Origin of the sequence: Streptococcus sp. 959, assembly GCF_013277075.1 — a bacterium.
Lineage (GTDB): Bacteria > Bacillota > Bacilli > Lactobacillales > Streptococcaceae > Streptococcus > Streptococcus pseudopneumoniae_C.
In genome coordinates, this window is sequence record NZ_VMMF01000018.1 from 31,823 (window position 1) to 52,624 (window position 20,802).

The following is a 20,802-nucleotide window of genomic DNA, read 5'->3' on the forward strand; positions in this document are numbered from 1 at the left end:
ATGAATAACTCAATCAAACTCAAACGTAGACTGACTCAAACCCTTACTTACCTTTACCTGATTGGTCTATCAATTGTGATTATCTATCCACTTTTGATTACCATTATGTCAGCCTTCAAGACTGGTAACGTAGTAGCCTTTAAACTAGATAGCAACGTCGACTTTAGTTTTGCTAACTTCCAAGGGCTCTTCTCTGAAACCTTGTACGGTACTTGGTACCTCAACACTTTGATTATCGCCTTAATTACTATGGCTGTTCAAACAAGTATTATCGTACTTGCTGGTTATGCTTATAGCCGTTACAATTTCTTGGCTCGTAAACAAAGTTTGGTCTTCTTCTTGATTATCCAAATGGTGCCAACCATGGCCGCTTTGACAGCCTTCTTCGTTATGGCACTTATGTTGAACGCCCTTAACCACAGCTGGTTCCTCATCTTCCTCTACGTTGGTGGTGGTATCCCGATGAATGCTTGGCTCATGAAAGGATACTTCGATACAGTGCCAATGTCTCTAGACGAATCTGCAAAACTAGACGGTGCAGGACACTTCCGCCGCTTCTGGCAAATTGTTCTTCCACTTGTTCGCCCAATGGTTGCCGTACAAGCTCTCTGGGCCTTCATGGGACCTTTTGGGGACTACATCCTCTCTAGTTTCTTGCTTCGTGAGAAAGAATACTTTACTGTTGCCGTAGGTCTCCAAACCTTCGTCAGCAATGTGAAAAACTTGAAGATTGCCTACTTCTCAGCAGGTGCTATCCTCATCGCCCTTCCAATCTGTATTCTCTTCTTCTTCCTACAAAAGAACTTTGTTTCAGGACTTACAAGTGGTGGCGACAAGGGATAATTTATCCCCGCCACCCTTTTTCATTTTATACTCTTCGAAAATCTCTTCAAACCACATCAGCTTTTATCTGCAACCTCAAAGCTGTTCTTTGAACAGTCTACGGCTAGCTTCCTAGTTTTCTCTTTGATTTTCATTGAGTATTAGCGATTGTTACTGTAAGTAATATCCTTACAACAAGCAATTTACCCCCTAGACTTGAAATAAAGTACATTTCTCTATATAATAATACTCATATAGAAAACACCTTTTAGAAAGATACCTATGCTTCCATATCCATTTTCCTATTTTTCAAGTATTTGGGGATTTCGTAAGCCCCTGTCCAAACGTTTCGGACTCAACTGGTTTCAGCTTCTCTTTACCAGTATCTTCCTTATCAGCTTGTCTATGGTACCCATTGCTATTCAAAACAGCTCGCAGGAGACTTATCCGCTAGAAACCTTTATCGATAATGTCTATGAACCATTGACAGATGAGGTTGTCCAGGATCTCTCTGAACATGCTAAAATTGTTGATGGCAAATTTACTTATACAGGAACAGCTAGTCAAGCCCCTTCTCTTTTAATCGGTCCAAGTCAAAGCAAGGAATTACCTAAGGACTTGCAACTGCATTTCGATACGAATGAGCTGGTCATCAGCAAGGAAAGTAAAGAGTTGACCCGCGTCTCTTACCGAGCGATTGAGACTGAGAGTTTCAAAAGCAAGGACAGCTTGACCCAAGCAATTTCTAAAGACTGGTACCAGCAGAATCGTGTCTATATCAGTCTCTTCCTAGTTCTCGGTGCAAGCTTCCTCTTTGGTTTGAATTTCTTTATCGTCTCTCTAGGAGCTAGTCTTCTCCTCTATATCACTAAGAAATCACGCCTCTTTTCATTTAGGACCTTTAAAGAGTGCTACCATTTTATCTTGAACTGTTTAGGATTACCAACTCTGATTACGCTTATTTTGGGACTCTTTGGCCAAAATATGACAACTCTCATTACTGTACAAAACATTCTTTTTGTTCTGTATCTGGTCACTATCTTTTATAAAACGCATTTCCGTGATCCAGATTACCATAAATAGGAGATTTTTATGCCCGTTACGATTAAAGATGTGGCCAAGGCTGCTGGTGTTTCACCTTCAACCGTAACCCGTGTTATTCAAAACAAATCAACCATTAGCGACGAAACAAAAAAACGCGTTCGCAAGGCTATGAAGGAGCTCAATTACCACCCCAACCTCAACGCTCGTAGTTTGGTAAGCAGTTATACCCAAGTTATCGGCTTGGTCCTTCCTGACGACTCAGATGCCTTCTATCAAAATCCTTTCTTTCCATCAGTCCTACGTGGCATTTCTCAAGTCGCATCTGAAAACCACTATGCCATCCAGATAGCAACAGGTAAAGATGAAAAAGAACGCCTTAAAGCTATTTCACAAATGGTTTACGGTAAACGTGTGGATGGTTTGATTTTCCTTTATGCTGAAGAGGAAGATCCCTTGGTCAAATTGGTGGCTGAAGAGCAGTTCCCCTTCCTCATTCTAGGAAAATCCATTTCACCCTTTATCCCTCTTGTCGATAATGACAATGCCCAAGCTGGTTTTGATGCAACCGAATATTTCATTAAAAAAGGATGCAAACGAATTGCCTTTATCGGAGGTTCTAAGAAACTCTTCGTTACACAAGATCGTCTAACTGGTTACGAATCCGCGCTCAAGCAATACAAACTGCCTCTTGATGACAATCTGACCTACTTTGCAAATGAATTTCTAGAGGAAAAAGGATATCAATTTAGTCAACTTCTCTTTCAGCATGACCCACAAATCGATGCTATCATCACAACCGATAGTCTCCTAGCCGAAGGGGTCTGTGACTATATTGCTAAGTACCAACTGAATGTCCCTGTTCTCAGCTTTGACTCGGTCAATCCCAAGCTCAACTTAGCAGCCTATGTCGATATCAATAGTTTAGAGCTTGGTCGTGTTTCCCTTGAAACCATTCTCCAGATTATTAATGATAACAAAAACAATAAACAAATTTGTTACCGCCAGTTGATCGCCCACAGAATTGTTGAAAAATAAAAACCAGCTCACGCTGGTTTTTATAGTCATTAATTATCTGTTTCAACGAACCGTCCCAAAATATGGACATTCTCAGAGACAGAGACGAAGGCACCTGGGTCCACCTGTTTCATAATCTGTTTAAACTCATTAAACTCTGCACGTGTAATGACAGTAATTAAAACTGCCTTTCTCTCGTGATTATAGGTTCCTTCTGCATCGTGGATCATGGTTGCGCCGCGGTGCAATTTTTTATGTATTTTTTCAATTACCTTGTCTGGATGATTGGTCACAATCATGGCCTGCATCCGTTTTTGCTTAGTAAAGACAGCATCTGTGACACGGCTAGAGACAAAGATGGTAATCATAGAGTAAAGAGCGTATTTCCAACCAAAGGTCAAACCAGCTATCAGCATGATGGTCCCATTTACCAAGAAAGAAATACTACCGACATTCTTACCCGTTTTCTTGCGAATGGTCAGACTGACAATATCCGTCCCACCACTGGAGATATTGTTTCGAAGAGCAAAACCAATCCCCAAGCCCATGACAACACCCCCAAAAAGGGCATTGATAATGGGATCCTCAGTCAAAGTCGCCACAGGGACAAACTGGATAAAGAAGGAACTCATGGACACCGTGATAAAGGTAAAGACGGTGAACTTATGGCCAATCTGATACCAAGCTAAAACCATCAAAGGGAAATTAATAGCATAGAAAGCCAATGAAATCGGAATATGAAAACCAAACCAGTGATTACTCAAGGCAGAGATAATCTGTGCCAGACCTGTCGCACCACTCGAATACACATGCCCTGGTTGGAAAAAGAAATTGACCGCTACTGCTGATAAAAAACCATAGACTAGAGAAGCCGAAATCTTCTCATCATACTTTTCTCGAGAGATACTTTGTAAGACACGTAAAATTTTTATCTGATGAGCAAAGCGGCGCAGATAATAGCGCCACCGCTTAATTCGTTTTGCTTGTTTCATCTTCTTCTACTTGTAAGCTGAGTTCCTCTAGTTGTTTGAGAGCTACTGTTGAAGGAGCTTGTGTCATTGGGTCACTTGCCTTGTTATTCTTAGGAAAGGCAATAACTTCACGAATGTTTTCTTCTCCTGCAAGCAACATAACAAATCGGTCAAGCCCGATAGCCAAACCACCGTGTGGTGGGAAACCATAGTCCATGGCTTCAAGAAGGAAACCAAACTGGTCATTTGCTTCTTCAGCTGAGAAACCAAGAGCCTTGAACATGCGTTCTTGAAGGTCTTTTTGGTTGATACGAAGACTACCACCACCAAGCTCATAACCGTTCAAAACGATATCGTAAGCAATGGCACGAACCTTAGCCAAATCACCTTCTAATTCGTGAGCTGTCTCTTCCTGTGGAAGTGTGAATGGATGGTGGGCGCTCATGTAGCGGCCTTCTTCTTCAGACCATTCAAACATTGGCCAGTCAACTACCCAAAGGAAGTTGAATTTATCGTTATCAATCAAACCAAGCTCTTTGGCAATACGTCCACGAAGGGCACCGAGTGTTGCATTAGCTACCTCAAGCGTATCTGCCACAAAGAGAACCAAGTCCTTGTCTTCAAGAGCAAGCGCTGTTGTCAATTCTTCTTGGATACCAGTCAAGAATTTGGCAACTGGTCCGTTTAATTCTCCATCCACAACCTTGACCCAAGCAAGACCTTTGGCACCGTACTGTTTGGCCACTTCAGTCATTTTGTCAATGTCTTTACGTGAATAGTCGTCCGCAGCTCCTTTGACCACAATGGCTTTTACAGCAGGTGCTTCTGAGAAGACTTTGAAATCAACACCTTTGACCACTTCTGTCAAGTCCTGAAGCAACATGTCAAAACGCGTATCAGGCTTGTCAGAACCATAAAGAGCCATAGCATCGTCATACTTCATACGAGGGAATGGAAGCGTTACTTCGATGCCTTTTGTTTCCTTCATCACGCGCGCAATCAAGCCTTCTGTGATATCTTGGATTTCTTGCTCAGTTAAGAAAGACGTTTCCAAGTCGACCTGAGTAAACTCAGGCTGGCGGTCTCCACGCAAGTCCTCATCACGGAAACATTTAACGATTTGGTAATAACGGTCAAAACCAGCATTCATCAAAAGCTGTTTCGTAATCTGTGGACTTTGAGGAAGAGCATAGAAATGCCCTTTATTAACACGAGATGGCACCAAATAGTCACGCGCCCCTTCTGGTGTTGACTTAGAAAGGAATGGTGTCTCCACATCGATAAACTCCAACTCATCCAAGTAATTACGGATAGAGTGAGTCACTTTAGCACGAAGTTTAAGATTTTCCAACATTTCTGGACGACGAAGGTCAAGGTAACGGTAACGCAAACGTGTATCGTCATTGGCCTCAATGCCATCCTTAATCTCAAATGGTGTTGTTTTAGCTGTATTGAGCACAGTAAGAGCTGTCACGTTCAACTCAACTGCACCAGTTGGCAACTTATCATTGGCTTGCTCACGCGCAACGACTTGACCAGTTACTTCGATAACAAATTCGCTACGAAGGCTTTCAGCTGTTGCCATAACCTCTGCAGATACTTTTTCAGGGTTGATAACCAACTGCATGATTCCTTCACGGTCACGAAGATCGATAAAGATCAAACCACCCAGGTCACGACGACGACCAACCCATCCTTTCAAGGTAATTTCTTGTCCGATGTGTTCCTCACGAACACGACCAGCATACATACTACGTTTCATTGTTTCTCTCCTCTTTTATTCTGTTACTATTTTACCATAAAAGCGCAGGCTCTTCATGAAAATCATCAGAAAAGTTTGCCAGTCTTTAAAAATCAGGTAAAGTCCCTAAAAATTAGCCCCAATACAAAAATCCGATGAACTTCACCGGACTCTTTTATTTTGAATTTTTGCCTGCTTTACGCTTTTCCGCAATTTCGGCTGCCTTTCGAGGCAAGACGATTTCCGTCGTATAAGCTGTCCCAAAACGCCAGATACCGGCAATAGGGGCAAAGACCACTGCTAGATGGCTGTAGAAGAAATCTCCCTTAAAGGCATAAGCTAGCGCTCCAATAATGAAAAATAGAACGACTGCTTGAATCACTGCTAATAAAATTACTCGTTTCATGTGACCTCCTGACTCTATTATAGCATGAGAATCATCAAAAAGCCGACTAAATTATTCAAAGCGTGGAGAGAAATACTGTAGACCAGACCTTTTCTGCTAATATAAGCCAAGCCCAAACTAAAACCAAGGCTAAAATAGACAAAAAATTGTTGCACATCGCCTGGGAAATGAATCAAGGTAAACAGAACACTGGATACCAGAAGAAAAATCAGAGTTTGTTTACTATTGTCCTGCTTAGGAAAGAGGTAGCGTGCTAACATCCCTCTAAAGATAAGTTCTTCCGTCAAAGGAGCAAAAATAACGACCGCAAAGAAGGAGAAGAGTGGTTGAGACAAGGTCAAGTCTGTCGCTATTTGCTGATTTACTGAAGGATCATTTGGCAAGAAAAACTGGACAACAAGAGATAAGAACCAAACCAAGGCAGGAAGCCAAATAAATCGGTTAAAGCCGCTCTTCTCAATATGAACAGGAGCTTTCTGATACCATTTGTAAATGACGTACACATATACTCCAGCCAAGGCCACATAGAGTAAGGTAGCAGCATAGGGTGAAGCACCTAGTTTCAGAGATTCTATAGCCGTACTCAGAACGGTACCATAGATAAACACAAAGGATAGAATGGCTAGAAGAAACCAGCCAAGGTTTTTAAGTAGTTTCATATAAATCTCCTATCTTGCTTTATAGCTGTTTTTCAATACAAAGAGGTTTGCTATCCCTAACACAAGTACCCATGCAAGTAACATGCCGATATTAGAAAAGGATATTTCTCCACCTTTTTGATTTAAAAGATTTACAATAGGACCGACGAACGAGTAATCTAACACTTTCTGAGCCGTATCATTTTGAAGAGCAATCATAGGTAAAACAGAGACGATTAACATAGGGAAGATACTATAAACTTGCGCTTTAGATTGAGTATCTGACACCGCACCGATTAGAAGGTTGAGAAAAATAATACAAATAGTTGCCAGGAGCAAATAGATAGCATAGACAAATAAATAACCAGATACATCTACTTTAAGATAGATGGGAAGTACAATCATAGCAACCAACATTATCAAAATAGGGAGAACGAGCATACTGAAAGTATATTCTGTTGCTGTCACACCACTTAGAATGAGTGATTTGAGATTTCGTTTTTCCTTATCTTCTGCCATCATAATCGATACCATATAACCACTTCCCATGCTCAAGACCATCGTCAAGCTAGCAGATAGTAAAAATAGGCTCAATTGACCATTCTTATTTGAAAATTCATTATATAGAACAGCAATACCAAAAGGCATCAATAAAGTTGCTAACAAACTTGAATTGCTGATAAGAACTTGTAATCTTAACCATAGTAGGGCATTTAATTTTCTAAACATCTAACTTTTCTCCTGTCAATCTGATAAAGATTTCTTCTAGTGTCGGCTCACAAGAGTGAACCACCATCAAATCTGTCGTGTCTAAATGTGGCAATTCTTCAAATGGAACTATCTGTTCTCGTCCATCGTTATAAACCACATGTACTTTCTTATCCACATGATACTTCTGGATAATATCTTGTGGACTTCCATACTCTATTAAGTTTCCCTTATTTAAAAGAGATAAGCGATCACAAAGCAGAGTTGCTTCATTCATATCATGCGTGGTCAGAAAGATAGTTGTCCCCGCCTGCTTTAATTCTTGAAGTAGGGTATGAATCATCTTAGATGTTGTAGGGTCTAAGCCACTGGTTGGCTCATCTAGAAAGAGAATCTTAGGAGCATTCAGAAGGGCACGAGCCAAGAACATTCGTTGTTTCATTCCAGTAGATAGTTTTTCTGCGATAATATCTTTAGCATCTGCCAATCCAACCTGTTGGAGCACCTGATTTACTCTATCTGACTTGAGACCATATAGCTTAGCATAGATGAGAAGATTTTTGTAAAGACTCATCTTTTCATAAAAACCACTTCCATCACTAACAATACCAATTTGTTCCAAATCATTTGAGGTTAAATCTTGAGAATTCTTGCCTAACAAAACTGTTTTACCTTGATCTGCAGCCAACTGACCTGTTAAGACATTGATCATGGTTGTTTTACCTGAGCCAGAAGGTCCAAGAAAACCAAAGATTTCACCCTCCTTAATCTCAAAAGAAATCTGGTGAAGAGCTTTTTTGCTCCCAAAACTTTTGCTTACATTTTCAACACGAATCATAAAAACTCCTTTATTTGAAATAATGTTTCACCATAGGTAACTGCATCACATTGATATAAACATGGATGGCTCCGACAAGCAAGAAAGCTAGTAACTGAATCTCATCTGTCAAGAAAGAAATGATAATAATAAAGACATATAAGGCTGGTAAGACATATTGGTGTAATTGGAATAAAATTCGAAAACTCTGTTCCAAATTAGCTTGTCGCTCTCCTTCATCATAAGAATTTATATAATCTAAGACATCCTTGGGTGTAGAGAAAAGAGACAAATCAAACTGACGAACAATCGCAATTGTTTTAGAAAGAGATTTTTGAGCGGATAAGAATAGCACAAAGGCTAAGAAAGAGAGGGAAAATGTTTGGTGGCCTGTATGCAATATAACCACTTCATTTAATGAGAGGAAAATAGACAATGAAATCGCTACACTTGTAATATTAAAAGCAATGCTTCCAAACTCAAGATTCCGATACATTTGCACATAATAAGTTTCATTCAGATTATCATCCATTTCCTCTTGGTACAAGGAATGAAATTTTCTGCTTTTCTTTAGGAAATTGAAAGTCAAAAGAACGCTAATAAAACCTAACAGTAAACAAATAGTTGATATCCAGGGTATCAAGACTTTTACATCTAAAATAACTTCGTAGGATTCGGCACCTGCCTTAAACATCCCTACAAAACCGCCCAAGAAACCTCCGAAGAAAACAGACATTAAAAATAACAATCCACGTTTCTTTTTCATATTCAACCTCTTTCTAAACTAAACCAATCCAACTAACCACTGACCAAAGACTTTACCTGATTCATAAATTGCTGTCAAGCCCTCTGTTCCAAGTGATACTAAAATCAAACAAACAGCAAACAAGAGAATAGCTTGATTTCTTGCTTTTTTCGCCCCTTCTCCTAAAGAATCTCTCCCAAGCCAGCCCGCTAGATAAGCATATAGGATGACTGTTAAAATCCCAAACTCTGTTGACGAAAGAAACAGCAAAATGGCTACCAAACGGATGACGTTAATCTTGATATTAAAATAATTTCCTAAACCTGCACAGACACCTGCAAGTTCTTTGTTCTCAGTATCTACTTGAAAACCTGCTAAAAACTCTTTCATATTCATTCTCCTTTTTCACTTACTAGATTTTTGGATTTCTTTTCAATCCAGTCAATTACTGGGATGAGGGCAAAGTAGGCCCAGATAAATTGGTCGCTATAATAGAGATCAAACCATCCTAGATTTGTTCCAATTAGTAGACACACGCTGACTAATAAAGCTATGGCAACTACATAATAAATCACTTTATACTTGTTCATCACTCGTCCTCCTCCAAGCGAAATACCGATTCGACTGTTTCGTTGAAAATCTGAGATATTTTCAAGGCAATCACAACGGACGGGGTGTATTCGTCCCGTTCTAATAGGCTGATAGTCTGTCTGGAAACCTCTGCTAGCTTGGCTAGTTCGGTTTGATTGAGACCATCGCGAGCCCGCAGCTCTTTTAGACGATTTTTTAGTTGCATGTTACACACCTACTTTCCGTCAAATTCAACAGTTTGGATATCCTCAATGCGTTGTAGTTTGAATTTTTCTTTTCCTTTTTTATTAACACGACGTAGCTTGACCCATTCCTCATCAACATCCAAAACTTCCCAGTTATCTGTTCCAAAAACTTGTCCAACGATTGTCGGTGTTTTCCCAATCAATTCTTTTAAAATTCTTGACATTTCTTTATTTCCTTTCTGTTTTTGCTCAATTCTTTTGATTTTATTCTCTAGTTTCTTGACCTTTTGGGAATGGTAGATATAATACATAATCACAAGAGGTACAAATCCTAATGCCCACATAATCGTTCCTTGCTCCTTTTCTCTTAACTTGCTTACATTGTAACACATCTTTTTCTTTTTGACAAGCATATTTGTCAAAAAGTTTATGATTTTTGTCATTTTGCAAAAGAAAAAGGTCAGGAGTAAGTTCCTGACCAGTTTATCTATCATTAATACTCTTCGAAAATCTCTTCAAACCACGTCAGCTTCACCTTGCCGTACTCAAGTACAGCNNTTTTCATTGAGTATAAAATCCTAGTTTTTCAAAGATTTCTGAGAAGTTTTGGCTGATTGTCTCAAGTGACACTTGCACTTCTTCTCGGGTTTGGTTGTTCTTGACCGTCACTTGTCCGCTTTCGACTTCACTCTCTCCTAGGGTGATGAGGGTCTTAGCCGCAAAAACATCGGCTGACTTGAACTGAGCTTTGAGTTTACGGTTGAGGTAATCACGCTCTGCTTTGAAACCTTGTTGGCGAAGAGCCTGTACCAACTCCAAGGCCTTGACATTTGCTCCTTCGCCCAAGACTGCGATATAGACATCTAGGGCGTTTTCGATAGGGAGGGCCACACCTTGCTTTTCAAGAATGAGAAGCAGGCGCTCTACACCAAGGCCAAAACCAAATCCAGCGGTTTCAGGACCACCAAAGTAAGCAACCAAACCATCGTAGCGACCACCCGCACAGACTGTCAAGTCATTACCCTCAATCTCAGTGATAAACTCGAAAATGGTGTGGTTGTAGTAGTCTAGACCACGCACCATATTGGTATCGATGATATAGTCTACACCCAGATTTTCCAACATCTGACGCACAGCATCAAAATGAGCTTGGCTTTCTTCATCAAGGAAATCCAAGATAGACGGCGCATTCTCTACAGCCACCTTATCTTCTTTCTCCTTAGAGTCCAAGACACGGAGAGGGTTTTCCTCCAAGCGACGCTGGCTATCCTTAGACAAGGTCTCCTTAAGCGGTGTCAAATAGTCAATCAAGGCCTGACGATAGGCTGCACGGCTCTCAGGATTTCCAAGAGTGTTGAGGTGCAATTTGACACCTTTGATACCAATTTCTTTCAAGAAATGAGCTGCCATAGCGATTGTTTCCACATCCGTAGCTGGATTGCTAGAACCAAAGCACTCGACACCAATCTGGTGGAACTGGCGCAAACGACCTGCCTGCGGACGCTCATAACGGAACATAGGGCCCATGTAGTAGAACTTACTTGGCTTTTGCACTTCTGGAGCGAAGAGTTTATTTTCCACATAGGAACGGACAACTGGCGCTGTTCCTTCTGGACGGAGGGTAATATGGCGGTCACCCTTGTCATAAAAATCGTACATTTCCTTGGTTACGATATCCGTTGTATCTCCGACAGAGCGACTGATAACCTCGTAATGCTCAAAAATAGGCGTGCGCACTTCTGCGTAGTTATAGCGCTTGAAAATCTCACGGGCAAAGCCCTCAACGTACTGCCACTTGGCAGATTCAGCAGGTAAAATATCCTGCGTTCCTTTTGGTTTTTGTAATTTCATAGGGAATCCTCTTTAAACTTAATAGTCTTATTTTACCATAAATAGAGGGATTAAAACAGTAAGAAAAAAATTAGGATTTATACTCAATGAAAATCAAAGAGCAAACTAGGAAACTAGCCGCAGGTTGCTCAAAACAGTGTTTTGAGGTTGTAGATAGAACTGACGAAGTCAGTAACCATACCTACGGCAAGGCAACGTTGGCGTGGTTTGAAGAGATTTTCGAAGAGTATTAGATATCATTTTTGAGATTAATAACTGTCAAAAGAATAGCTATCAAGGAGAGACCAACAAATAGCATCCAAGTCAACTGTATATTCCATACAGCTATAAGTGAAAAACAGGCTGTTCCCACAGGTATGGATAAGGTGAACAATAAACCTAAAAAATTACTGGTACGAGCTAGAACCTCTGGAGCTAGATTTTTCAGGAGCATGGCACTAATCTTTGGTTGAACTTTACCAGACACATACAGAGTTGAACAGAGAAATAGTAAACCAAGTACGACTTGGTTGAATAAATTAGCTAGACCAACTAGACTGAGTCCTACGGTCACCCACATCATCAATCTAGGCAAGGACTGCTTCCCAAAATAATCATTGCCCGTAAGGCTACTGATGATGATTGCTAACAAAGCGCAGAATTGATTGATAAATAGTGCCTCTGTGTAAGAAAAATTCAAGAGAGAATTGCTCAAAAAGAAGATGTTATAGATGCTTCCTAAAGCGCCACCCAAGGCATTGATAAGCAAGACAGCAAAGAGCATAAAACCAAAGTTTTTCTGTCCACCTTTAAGAAAAACGAGGCGTAAATTTCGGTAAATTGTTAGGAACTGGTCTTTGATAGAAAGCTTCTCATTTTTTAGAATTTTACCATCAGCAGATGACATTGACAGGCTCAATTTGCTTTTTCCTAAAAAGAGGATAACGGCTGATACTAGGAAAAAACAGGCATTGATTCCCGCAACGAGAGAAAAATTATTGACCGATAGACCTAAGAGCCAGACTCCGAAAGCTTGACCACCAATAGCTGAAATATAGGTGATGAACTGGGAAAAAGAATAAGCTTCCATTAAATCCTCTTCAGCTACTTTTTCCTTAACGAGAGGCATGCGCAAACCACCAGCAAAATCACTGATTACATCACTGATGATATTGATCAAACACAGGCTAGAAAAGGCAAAGAGACTAGCTTGCTGAACAACTAGGGCTGCTAGAAAAAATAAAACCGCCTGAAACAAACCACTATAGGTCATCCATTTGACCTTGTCCCTCGTGTAATCTGCCCGAATCCCTACAAAAACTGTAAAGAGAGTCGGAAGAATCATGATAATATTCGCCATAGCAACAGCAAAAGAGGCTTGTGGCAAAGTCGATGCATAGACGATAAATACCAGGTTGAAAATCGAAGCACCAAAAGCATTGAAGAAACGTGACAAAGTCAAGAGACGATAAGCTTGATTTCTAAACAATAGTTTCATAGGTAATCCCCCTTCTTGTTATAATCCCTATATGAAGCATGACTATAGTATAGCACTTAGAAATTGAAAGGGAAAACTTTTGAATATATGCAACACACAAAATAAGCAAAAAAACGATAGAACTTTTGTAACGACCTGAGAGAGGGCAAGAGTTCTATCGCTTAAAATTTCAAATTATTTTCTTAGTTTGCAGATATTCAACAATCGGTTGTATTTCTGTAGTATTCAGCAGATTTGTTGCAACCAAGCATCTCAAAAATATGGACAGCATCCTCCATCTTTTTCTGACCTTCCTTGACTCTGCCTTGCTTGCTATCAAGGAGACCTTCCGCCCACAAATAAACAATTCGGAAATAGGTTTCATTTTCCTTGTAGAAATGCTCTTTGATGACACGTTTAAAATAAGAGGCATTGGTGAATTCTTCACACTCAATGCTGGCTAAAAAACCATTCAATAGCATAGTGTGAAAAAGGTTTCGATTACCAGACATTTCCATTAGAAAATCAGATTTGCGGACCATTTCTCGTACATACCTAGTAAAAAGAGAAACAGATAAAAAGGGAGAACTGACCGAGAACAAATTGAGTTCATAGATTCCCCAAATCTCGGTAGAAAACAAGTAGTCATGAAGGACTTTCCCTTCCTCTGCCGTTAACTCTAACGTTTCATCCATACTCTTCATATAAGACTTGATAATAATGGCATTTAGAATATGCTTCTGCTTGTTTTGAGAATAGGCATGCTTTTGATATTCCTTACGATACAGGTCTTCGAGAGGTGCTATATTCTTTATATCCAAGACATCTGTGATTTCTTTTCTCAACTCAGAATCAGTATCATACTGAAAACCTCTCGCCAGAAAGAGGATTTCCTCTACACTGGCAGATATATTTCCCAGAGCAAATAGAAACTTTTCCACCGAAAGCTCACTCTGACCAGTTTCAAATCGGGACAACATAGACGGAGAAAATTGTCCCCCAGTCGCCTGTCTCAGCGAGATATTTCTTGACTCTCGTAATTGTCTAAAGACTTTTCCAATCTGCTCCATAGACTTCCCCTTAATTCGGTGTTTTCTTTATGTTATCATATTTTTTCAGAAAATTCATCAAAAACTTGCCAAATTGTCAGAATTATGAGAAAATAGAGGATATTTACCATGTGGAGGGACTGCTATGAGAGACGATATCAAAATCAATGACCGAGCTTTGGCCTTACAAGACCAAATTATCGAAAAACTAGAGAAAGTTTTTGATACAGATGTGGAATTGGATGTTTACAATCTAGGACTGATTTATGAAATCAATCTGGATGAAACGGGTCTCTGTAAGATTGTCATGACCTTCACCGATACTGCCTGTGATTGCGCCGAAAGCCTGCCTATCGAAATCGTTGCAGGTCTGAAACAAATCGAGGGTATCGAAGATGTCAAGGTTGAAGTTACCTGGTCGCCTGCCTGGAAGATTACACGAATCAGTCGCTACGGCCGTATTGCCCTTGGACTGCCACCTCGTTAAGCAGGCAAATCACTTTTGAAGATGAAAATAAGCAAGCCGAAGTTGGCTTGCTTTTTGATACTCAATGAAAATCAAAGAGCAAACTAGGAAACTAGCTGCAGGCTGTACTTGAGTACGGCAAGGCGACGTTGACGTGGTTTGAAGAGATTTTCGAAGAGTATGAGTTTATTTTTTACCTGACTTGTCCATATTCCAGAAGTCTGTCACGGCTCCACGTGAAGCAGATGATACGATGTGGGCATATTTACCAAGAACACCACGGCTGTAGAGTGGTGGTAAGGTTGTTTCTGCCTTACGTTTTTCAAGTTCTTCTTCGGATACGGCCATAGAAATTTCTTTGGTATCTTGGTCAACCGTAACGATATCGCCTGTACGGAGGTAGGCAATCGGTCCACCGTCCTGAGCCTCAGGAGCGATATGTCCAACAACCAGACCATAAGTACCACCAGAGAAACGGCCATCCGTCAAGAGGGCAACCTTGTCTCCTTGACCTTTACCAACGATCATTGATGAAAGTGACAGCATCTCAGGCATACCAGGACCACCCTTAGGTCCAACGAAACGAACAACGACAACATCTCCATCAACGATTTCATCTGTCAGAACGGCCTGGATAGCATCTTCTTCTGAGTCAAAGACCTTAGCTGGTCCAACGTGACGACGCACTTTAACACCTGATACTTTAGCAACCGCACCATCAGGGGCAAGATTCCCGTTCAAGATGATAAGCGGACCGTCTGCACGTTTTGGATTTTCAAGTGGCATGATAACTTTTTGACCTGGTGTGAGGTCTGCAAAGTCAGCTAAGTTCTCAGCTACAGTCTTACCAGTACATGTGATACGGTCCCCGTGAAGGAAACCATTCGCCAGCAAGTACTTCATAACCGCAGGGACACCACCGACTTCATAGAGGTCTTGGAAGACATACTGACCAGATGGTTTCAAGTCGGCCAAGTGAGGCACACGTTCTTGAATCGTATTGAAGTCCTCAAGTGACAAGTCAACATTAGCCGCATGGGCAATTGCAAGCAAATGAAGAGTGGCATTTGTAGAACCACCGAGCGCCATCGTTACAGTGATGGCGTCTTCAAAGGCTTCACGAGTCAAGATATCTGATGGTTTGAGACCAAGCTCCAACATCTTAACAACAGCACGTCCTGCTGCTTCGATATCTTCTTTCTTGTCAGCTGATTCAGCTGGGTGAGATGAAGACCCTGGCAAACTCATACCTAGAACTTCGATAGCAGTCGCCATGGTATTAGCAGTATACATACCACCACAGCCACCAGGGCCAGGGCAGGCATTACATTCAAGACGTTTCACGTCCTCAGCTGTCATGTCACCGTGGTTCCATTTTCCGATTCCCTCAAAGACAGAAACCAAATCAATGTCTTTGCCATCAAGATTTCCCGGTGCAATAGTTCCACCATAGGCGAAAATAGCTGGAATGTCCATGTTGGCAATAGCAATCATAGAACCAGGCATGTTCTTATCACATCCACCGATAGCGACGAAGGCATCCACGTTGTGACCACCCATAGCCGCCTCGATGGAGTCCGCGATGATATCACGAGATGTCAAAGAGAAACGCATACCAGGCGTTCCCATGGCAATCCCGTCTGCTACGGTAATGGTACCAAACTGTACAGGCCAAGCACCTGCAGATTTGACACCTTCTTTAGCCAATTTCCCAAAATCATGCAAGTGGATGTTACATGGCGTATTTTCCGCCCAAGTCGAAATCACTCCCACAATCGGTGTTTCAAAGTCCTTATCTGTCATACCAGTCGCACGAAGCATGGCACGGTTTGGTGATTTTACCATACTGTCATAAATGCTACTGCGGTGACGTTTATCTAATTCAGTCATTTGTTCCCTCCCATTTCAGTTTTTACTATTATAGCACATTTTAAAGGCAATGAACAGAAGAAAATTCTTGAATTTTCAGAAAATTCTATACAGCAATATTTTCTTTAAATTTTTTACATTTATTTCTTGACTTTATAAATTAAAGTGATATCATTTAGATATCAAATGACAGGAGGTCATTCTTATGACTGAAAAACTAATCAATTCAAAACCAAATGGTGTATTCGCATTGATTCTCATTGAGTTGACACTCGTACTTGGTGTCTTTATACTTATAATGGGGGTTGGTTCGGAAAACATTTTTGGAATTATTATCGGACTTTTATTAAGCTTAATTGCAGGCCTAGCTCATGCTGGTTTAAAAGTTGTCAAACCTCAGGAAGCTCTGGTTTTGACTCTTTTTGGTAACTATACAGGTACCATCAAAGAACCTGGTTTTTACTTTGTCAATCCCTTCAGCGTAGCAGTTAACCCTGCAAACCACACTCGACTTGGACAAAGTGGTGACGTTAGCACGAAATCTCCTTTTTCAGGGATGAAATCATCAAATGGCAATGATGTAAATCTTGAAATTGGCAAGAAACAGATTTCCCTCAAGGTTATGACCTTGAGCAATTCTCGCCAAAAAATCAATGATTGTCTAGGAAATCCTGTGGAAATTGGAATTGCCGTTACTTGGCGTGTAGTCGATACTGCTAAGGCAGTTTTCAACGTTGATAACTACAAAGAATATCTTTCATTGCAGTGTGATAGCGCCCTCCGAAATATTGTCCGCATCTATCCTTACGATGTGTCTCCTAATGTAGATACTACAGGTGACGGGCAAGCAGATGAAGGTAGTCTCCGTGGCTCTAGCGAAATTGTAGCAAACCGTATTCGTGAAGAAATCCAAAGTCGTGTTGAGGATGCTGGTTTGGAAATCCTTGAAGCACGTATTACTTACCTAGCTTATGCACCAGAAATTGCCGCCGTCATGCTTCAACGTCAACAAGCATCTGCCATTATTGATGCCCGTAAGATGATTGTTGACGGCGCTGTAGGTATGGTTGAAATGGCACTAGAACGTCTCAATGAAGGGGAATTGGTAGAGCTTGATGAAGAACGAAAAGCTGCCATGGTTTCAAATCTCCTTGTCGTACTCTGTGGCAATCATGATGCACAACCAATTGTCAACACAGGAAGTCTTTACTAAAGATGGCTGAAGCTAAAAAAAAGCAGATCCCCCTTCGACTCTCAACAAAGTTATACGCTGCACTCGCATCATGGGCAGAAGACGACTTTCGTTCAGTCAATGGACAAATAGAATATCTCCTCACAGAATGTGTCAAGCAACGGAAAAAAGACGGAAAATACGTATCAGAAACCATTGATGAACCATTTGAGATTGATATTTAAGACCTTCTCCTGTCTGCTAGGTCGGACAGGAGAATTTTTTCATCTTTTTTTGTCAAGTAACTTTACTTTACAAAAAAAATGTGTTATCCTAGTATGGTTGATGAAAATCAGTAGATTGAATCGAATATAAATACCTAAAGGAGAAATCAAAATGGCAGTACCTGCACGTCGCACTTCAAAAGCGAAGAAAAACAAACGTCGTACACACTACAAAGTAACAGCTCCATCTGTAAACTTTGACGAAACTACTGGAGATTACTCACGTTCTCACCGTGTATCACTTAAAGGATACTACAAAGGACGTAAAATCGCTAAAGCTGCATCAGCTGAATAATAGAAGGGAGATACCATGCGCGTAAATATTACACTTGAACACAAAGAATCTGGTGAACGCTTGTACCTTACTTCTAAAAACAAACGTAACACTCCAGACCGTCTTCAATTGAAGAAATACTCACCAAAACTTCGCAAACACGTTGTATTTACAGAAGTTAAATAATAGGTCATTCCGTTTCAACAGAAACGAAAAACCTTGATTTTAATCAAGATAAGTCCATGACTTACACCCTATTAGTTAGACAAAAAATATCTAGCTGATGGGGTGTTTTATTATAAAACTAACTTCACATATTCTTTCTCTATATTCTTTCAACTGATAATATTTAAGGAGAAACAATTATGAAAATAAGATTTAAAGAAAGCAATACAATTACTTACATAAAATACAAATCTTTTTTATTTGTAAAATTGCCGTTACTAGTTATTTTATACGCAGTTGTCATCAACTTCATACTTAGCTTTAAGTTGACAGCCATCAGTGACTTGCTAACGTCTAAAGGCATTGTCCCTTTAATCTTAATTATTCTACTGGCTTATCTTGCCTTCAAGAACTATACTAATTTTAAAGACTTACGTGAAAATTATAAAGCCAAGAATATTGACGGTGTTAATATACTAGTAAAACTAATTCGCATACATGATAGAGTTAAGGTCAGAGAACTTGGATTTAACAAGACAATCTATAACTACACATTTTCATGGGAAGATATCATTTTCCCTGCCATTAACAACAACATAAACGGCTCAAAACTTGAACCACTTGTTAAAAAATATTCTTTACAAGTACTGTCTATGAATATTCCTGCAAAAATGATTGGGAATGTAATCTATGTTGATGCAAAGGTATTGGAAGAATGTATAGAAAATGAAGTTGAAGAAAGAAGTAAACTTTCAAACATTTAAAGATGAGCTTTGTTGCAGTCATCAATAACAAAAAATGACAATAGATTTTCTACTGTCATTTTATTTTTCTAAATTTTTAGCAGAGTATTCTCACAAGTCTCTAAATCTCTTTCAACTTTTCGAGATAGGCGGTTAATTCTGCTTGGGCTTCTGGTGTTGTGCCTACTAGCTGGCTGCGCATGTGTGCGAGTCTGGCTTCTACTTGTCCAATCTCCTTATCAATCTCTGCGAGCTGGTCGGCGAGGTCGACGAGGGGAACTACGGGTTCTTCCTCAAAGGTATCGACATAGCGTGGAATGTTGAGGTTATAGTCATTTTCAACAATCTCTTCAAAGCTGGCTAGATGGGCAAATTTCTCGACATTCTCGCGTTTTTGATAGGTCTCCAAAATCTTGGCAATATGGTCTTCGGTCATATTGTTTTGATTTTTCCCTTTTTCAAACTCTTTTGAGGCATCGATAAAGAAGACATCCTTATTGGTGCGATTCTTTTTAAGGATGATAATAGTTGTCGGAATAGAGGTATTGTAGAAGATATTTGCTGGCAAGCCGATAACTGTATCAATAGCGCCTTCTTCTAATAGATGCTGGCGAATCTTCTGCTCGGCTGCTCCTCTAAAGAGAACTCCGTGAGGAAGTACAATGGCCATGACACCATTATGCTTGAGGTGGTAAAAACCGTGAAGGAGGAAGGCAAAATCTGCTTTAGACTTAGGTGCCAGAACTCCATAACTTGAAAAACGAGGATCTTGCAGGAATCCACTATCTGCTGACCACTTCAGTGAATAGGGTGGGTTCATCAAAACCCCATCAAAGTCTGTAGGCTCCGTCGTCGGCCAATCTTCGTCTAGGGTATCGTGGTTGCTGAGGTGGTAGTTCTCAATCGCGACCCCATGAAGCATCATATTCATGCGAGCAAGGTTGAAGGTCGAAGTAATCAACTCCTGACCGTAGTAAGAAATCGTCGAAGCTTCCTTACTATAGCGCTTGGCATTGAGCAAGAGAGAACCAGAACCCATGGTCGGGTCGTAAACCGACATGCCCTTTTGATGCTCACGCCCTGCAAAGACAATCTGAGTCATGAGATGAGAGACTGCTTGAGGTGTATAGAACTCTCCAGCCTTTTTCCCAGAATCACTGGCAAATTGGCCTATCAAGTATTCATAAGCATCACCCAAGATATCACCAGCATGACCAGAGACATTAAGGTCGTTGAGCTGTTTCATGACTTCAGAGATGGTCTTGTTTTGCTTTTGTGGGGTGTTGCCTAGCTTTTTCGCATAGAGGTCAATATCTTCGAAAAGATTTTCAAATTTTTCATTAGCCTGCTCGATATCACGGAAACTTTGGGCTAGAGATTCTAGCTGGAAGGTGCCTTCGTGGATAGACTGAACCAGCTTGGTAAAGGTTAGAGAAGGCTCAATCACATAGCCCAACTCGTCATTTAGAACCTCGATGAGGTCTTCACGGACATCTGCATCCGCAAAGTTTTCCTCATAGAGAAGCTGGGCTTGCTGGAAGGACTCATAGGTCTCGTCCAAGTTGTCACAGACGGCTTGGAGGATGTTGTCGGATAGGTACTTGTAGAAAATCAAGCCCAAAAGGTAGGACTTGTATTCATTGGCTTCCATCTGGCCACGCAGGATATCTGCCGCATTCCAGAGGGATTGGTAGAGTTCTCTTGATAAATCTGTTTGTGACATAGGGTCTCCTATCAATTTCTACTTTCATTCGTTTAGTATAGATTTTTACGGTCTTTGTATTTATTTGAA

26 protein-coding genes are annotated in these 20,802 nt (G+C 40.5%); 10 read left to right on the plus strand and 16 right to left on the minus strand.

The window, feature by feature from the left end; genetic code table 11:
- From HT717_RS06995 to HT717_RS07005, 3 genes are all read left to right on the plus strand, one after another.
- Entirely contained in the window at positions 1–843 is an 843-nt protein-coding gene (locus HT717_RS06995) for a sugar ABC transporter permease (protein WP_173304814.1), read from the plus strand.
- Positions 844–1,104: 261 nt separating this feature from the next.
- Complete coding sequence (locus HT717_RS07000; RefSeq protein ID WP_173304816.1) at positions 1,105–1,905, plus strand: DUF1189 domain-containing protein; 801 nt, start codon at positions 1,105–1,107, stop codon at positions 1,903–1,905.
- A gap of 9 nt (positions 1,906–1,914) precedes the next feature.
- Positions 1,915–2,901: a LacI family DNA-binding transcriptional regulator gene (locus tag HT717_RS07005; protein ID WP_173304818.1), complete on the plus strand. Its 987-nt coding sequence runs from the start codon at positions 1,915–1,917 to the stop codon at positions 2,899–2,901.
- Between the two features lie 29 nt (positions 2,902–2,930).
- On the opposite strand, the gene HT717_RS07010 is transcribed toward HT717_RS07005, so the two are convergent.
- The 12 genes from HT717_RS07010 to hisS form a co-directional block, all read right to left on the minus strand.
- Complete coding sequence (locus HT717_RS07010) at positions 2,931–3,872, minus strand: YitT family protein (RefSeq protein WP_173304820.1); 942 nt, start codon at positions 3,870–3,872, stop codon at positions 2,931–2,933.
- On the minus strand, positions 3,850–5,613 hold the full coding sequence (gene aspS / locus HT717_RS07015) for an aspartate--tRNA ligase (RefSeq protein WP_173304822.1): 1,764 nt from the start codon (positions 5,611–5,613) through the stop codon (positions 3,850–3,852). The genes HT717_RS07010 and aspS overlap by 23 nt, the downstream gene beginning before the upstream one ends.
- Positions 5,614–5,767: 154 nt before the next feature.
- Positions 5,768–5,998: a hypothetical protein gene (locus HT717_RS07020; protein WP_033682917.1), complete on the minus strand. Its 231-nt coding sequence runs from the start codon at positions 5,996–5,998 to the stop codon at positions 5,768–5,770.
- A gap of 17 nt (positions 5,999–6,015) precedes the next feature.
- Positions 6,016–6,657 carry a type II CAAX endopeptidase family protein gene (locus HT717_RS07025; RefSeq protein ID WP_173267392.1) on the minus strand — a complete coding sequence of 214 codons (642 nt, stop codon included), beginning with the start codon at positions 6,655–6,657 and terminating at the stop codon, positions 6,016–6,018.
- A gap of 9 nt (positions 6,658–6,666) precedes the next feature.
- Positions 6,667–7,365, minus strand: coding sequence for an ABC transporter permease (locus tag HT717_RS07030; protein WP_173267394.1), 699 nt, complete (start codon positions 7,363–7,365; stop codon positions 6,667–6,669).
- On the minus strand, positions 7,358–8,182 hold the full coding sequence (locus HT717_RS07035) for an ABC transporter ATP-binding protein (RefSeq protein ID WP_061425775.1): 825 nt from the start codon (positions 8,180–8,182) through the stop codon (positions 7,358–7,360). The genes HT717_RS07030 and HT717_RS07035 overlap by 8 nt, the downstream gene beginning before the upstream one ends.
- 10 nt (positions 8,183–8,192) lie before the next feature.
- Positions 8,193–8,927: a DUF3169 family protein gene (locus HT717_RS07040; protein WP_173267397.1), complete on the minus strand. Its 735-nt coding sequence runs from the start codon at positions 8,925–8,927 to the stop codon at positions 8,193–8,195.
- Between the two features lie 18 nt (positions 8,928–8,945).
- Positions 8,946–9,296, minus strand: a complete 351-nt coding sequence (locus HT717_RS07045; RefSeq protein ID WP_049539070.1) for a PspC domain-containing protein — start codon at positions 9,294–9,296, stop codon at positions 8,946–8,948.
- A 2-nt stretch (positions 9,297–9,298) separates the two neighbouring features.
- Entirely contained in the window at positions 9,299–9,496 is a 198-nt protein-coding gene (locus HT717_RS07050; protein WP_049539067.1) for a hypothetical protein, read from the minus strand.
- Positions 9,496–9,702, minus strand: a complete 207-nt coding sequence (locus tag HT717_RS07055) for a helix-turn-helix transcriptional regulator (RefSeq protein WP_001176233.1) — start codon at positions 9,700–9,702, stop codon at positions 9,496–9,498. Before HT717_RS07055 ends, HT717_RS07050 begins: the two co-directional genes overlap by 1 nt.
- A gap of 9 nt (positions 9,703–9,711) precedes the next feature.
- Positions 9,712–10,176, minus strand: a complete 465-nt coding sequence (locus HT717_RS07060; RefSeq protein WP_049539065.1) for a hypothetical protein — start codon at positions 10,174–10,176, stop codon at positions 9,712–9,714.
- A 67-nt stretch (positions 10,177–10,243) separates the two neighbouring features.
- A complete protein-coding gene (gene hisS / locus HT717_RS07065) occupies positions 10,244–11,533 on the minus strand; it encodes a histidine--tRNA ligase (protein WP_173304824.1) in 1,290 nt (429 codons plus the stop codon).
- 86 nt (positions 11,534–11,619) lie between these two features.
- On the opposite strand from hisS, the gene HT717_RS09940 reads away from it, so the two are divergent.
- Positions 11,620–11,766: a hypothetical protein gene (locus HT717_RS09940; protein ID WP_240149507.1), complete on the plus strand. Its 147-nt coding sequence runs from the start codon at positions 11,620–11,622 to the stop codon at positions 11,764–11,766.
- Here the strand turns inward: HT717_RS09940 and HT717_RS07075 are convergent.
- The gene (locus tag HT717_RS07075) at positions 11,763–13,010 is read right to left on the minus strand and encodes a transporter (RefSeq protein ID WP_173304826.1); all 1,248 of its coding nucleotides are present in this window, start codon (positions 13,008–13,010) and stop codon (positions 11,763–11,765) included. The two genes, HT717_RS09940 and HT717_RS07075, sit on opposite strands and share 4 nt — an antisense overlap.
- Positions 13,011–13,207: 197 nt before the next feature.
- Positions 13,208–14,059, minus strand: coding sequence for an Rgg/GadR/MutR family transcriptional regulator (locus HT717_RS07080; protein ID WP_049540106.1), 852 nt, complete (start codon positions 14,057–14,059; stop codon positions 13,208–13,210).
- A 124-nt stretch (positions 14,060–14,183) separates the two neighbouring features.
- Here HT717_RS07080 and HT717_RS07085 point away from each other — a divergent pair, with 124 nt between their 5' ends.
- Positions 14,184–14,525 (plus strand): metal-sulfur cluster assembly factor, encoded by a 342-nt coding sequence (locus HT717_RS07085; RefSeq protein WP_001204052.1) that lies wholly within the window; start codon positions 14,184–14,186, stop codon positions 14,523–14,525.
- A gap of 165 nt (positions 14,526–14,690) precedes the next feature.
- Here the strand turns inward: HT717_RS07085 and ilvD are convergent, their stop codons facing one another.
- Complete coding sequence (gene ilvD / locus HT717_RS07090; protein WP_000137343.1) at positions 14,691–16,394, minus strand: dihydroxy-acid dehydratase; 1,704 nt, start codon at positions 16,392–16,394, stop codon at positions 14,691–14,693.
- A 184-nt stretch (positions 16,395–16,578) separates the two neighbouring features.
- Here ilvD and HT717_RS07095 point away from each other — a divergent pair, with 184 nt between their 5' ends.
- The 5 genes from HT717_RS07095 (at position 16,579) to HT717_RS07115 (ending at position 19,031) form a co-directional block, all read left to right on the plus strand.
- The gene (locus HT717_RS07095) at positions 16,579–17,586 is read left to right on the plus strand and encodes an SPFH domain-containing protein (RefSeq protein ID WP_049540104.1); all 1,008 of its coding nucleotides are present in this window, start codon (positions 16,579–16,581) and stop codon (positions 17,584–17,586) included.
- A 2-nt stretch (positions 17,587–17,588) separates the two neighbouring features.
- Entirely contained in the window at positions 17,589–17,789 is a 201-nt protein-coding gene (locus HT717_RS07100) for a PTS ascorbate transporter subunit IIC (protein ID WP_000796544.1), read from the plus strand.
- 151 nt (positions 17,790–17,940) lie between these two features.
- Complete coding sequence (gene rpmF / locus HT717_RS07105; protein ID WP_000290417.1) at positions 17,941–18,123, plus strand: 50S ribosomal protein L32; 183 nt, start codon at positions 17,941–17,943, stop codon at positions 18,121–18,123.
- Between the two features lie 15 nt (positions 18,124–18,138).
- Positions 18,139–18,288 (plus strand): 50S ribosomal protein L33, encoded by a 150-nt coding sequence (gene rpmG / locus HT717_RS07110; RefSeq protein ID WP_001265622.1) that lies wholly within the window; start codon positions 18,139–18,141, stop codon positions 18,286–18,288.
- Between the two features lie 179 nt (positions 18,289–18,467).
- Positions 18,468–19,031: a hypothetical protein gene (locus HT717_RS07115; RefSeq protein ID WP_049540101.1), complete on the plus strand. Its 564-nt coding sequence runs from the start codon at positions 18,468–18,470 to the stop codon at positions 19,029–19,031.
- A 100-nt stretch (positions 19,032–19,131) separates the two neighbouring features.
- On the opposite strand, the gene HT717_RS07120 is transcribed toward HT717_RS07115, so the two are convergent.
- Entirely contained in the window at positions 19,132–20,733 is a 1,602-nt protein-coding gene (locus HT717_RS07120; protein ID WP_061759689.1) for a type I restriction-modification system subunit M, read from the minus strand.
- Positions 20,734–20,802: the final 69 nt, after the last annotated feature.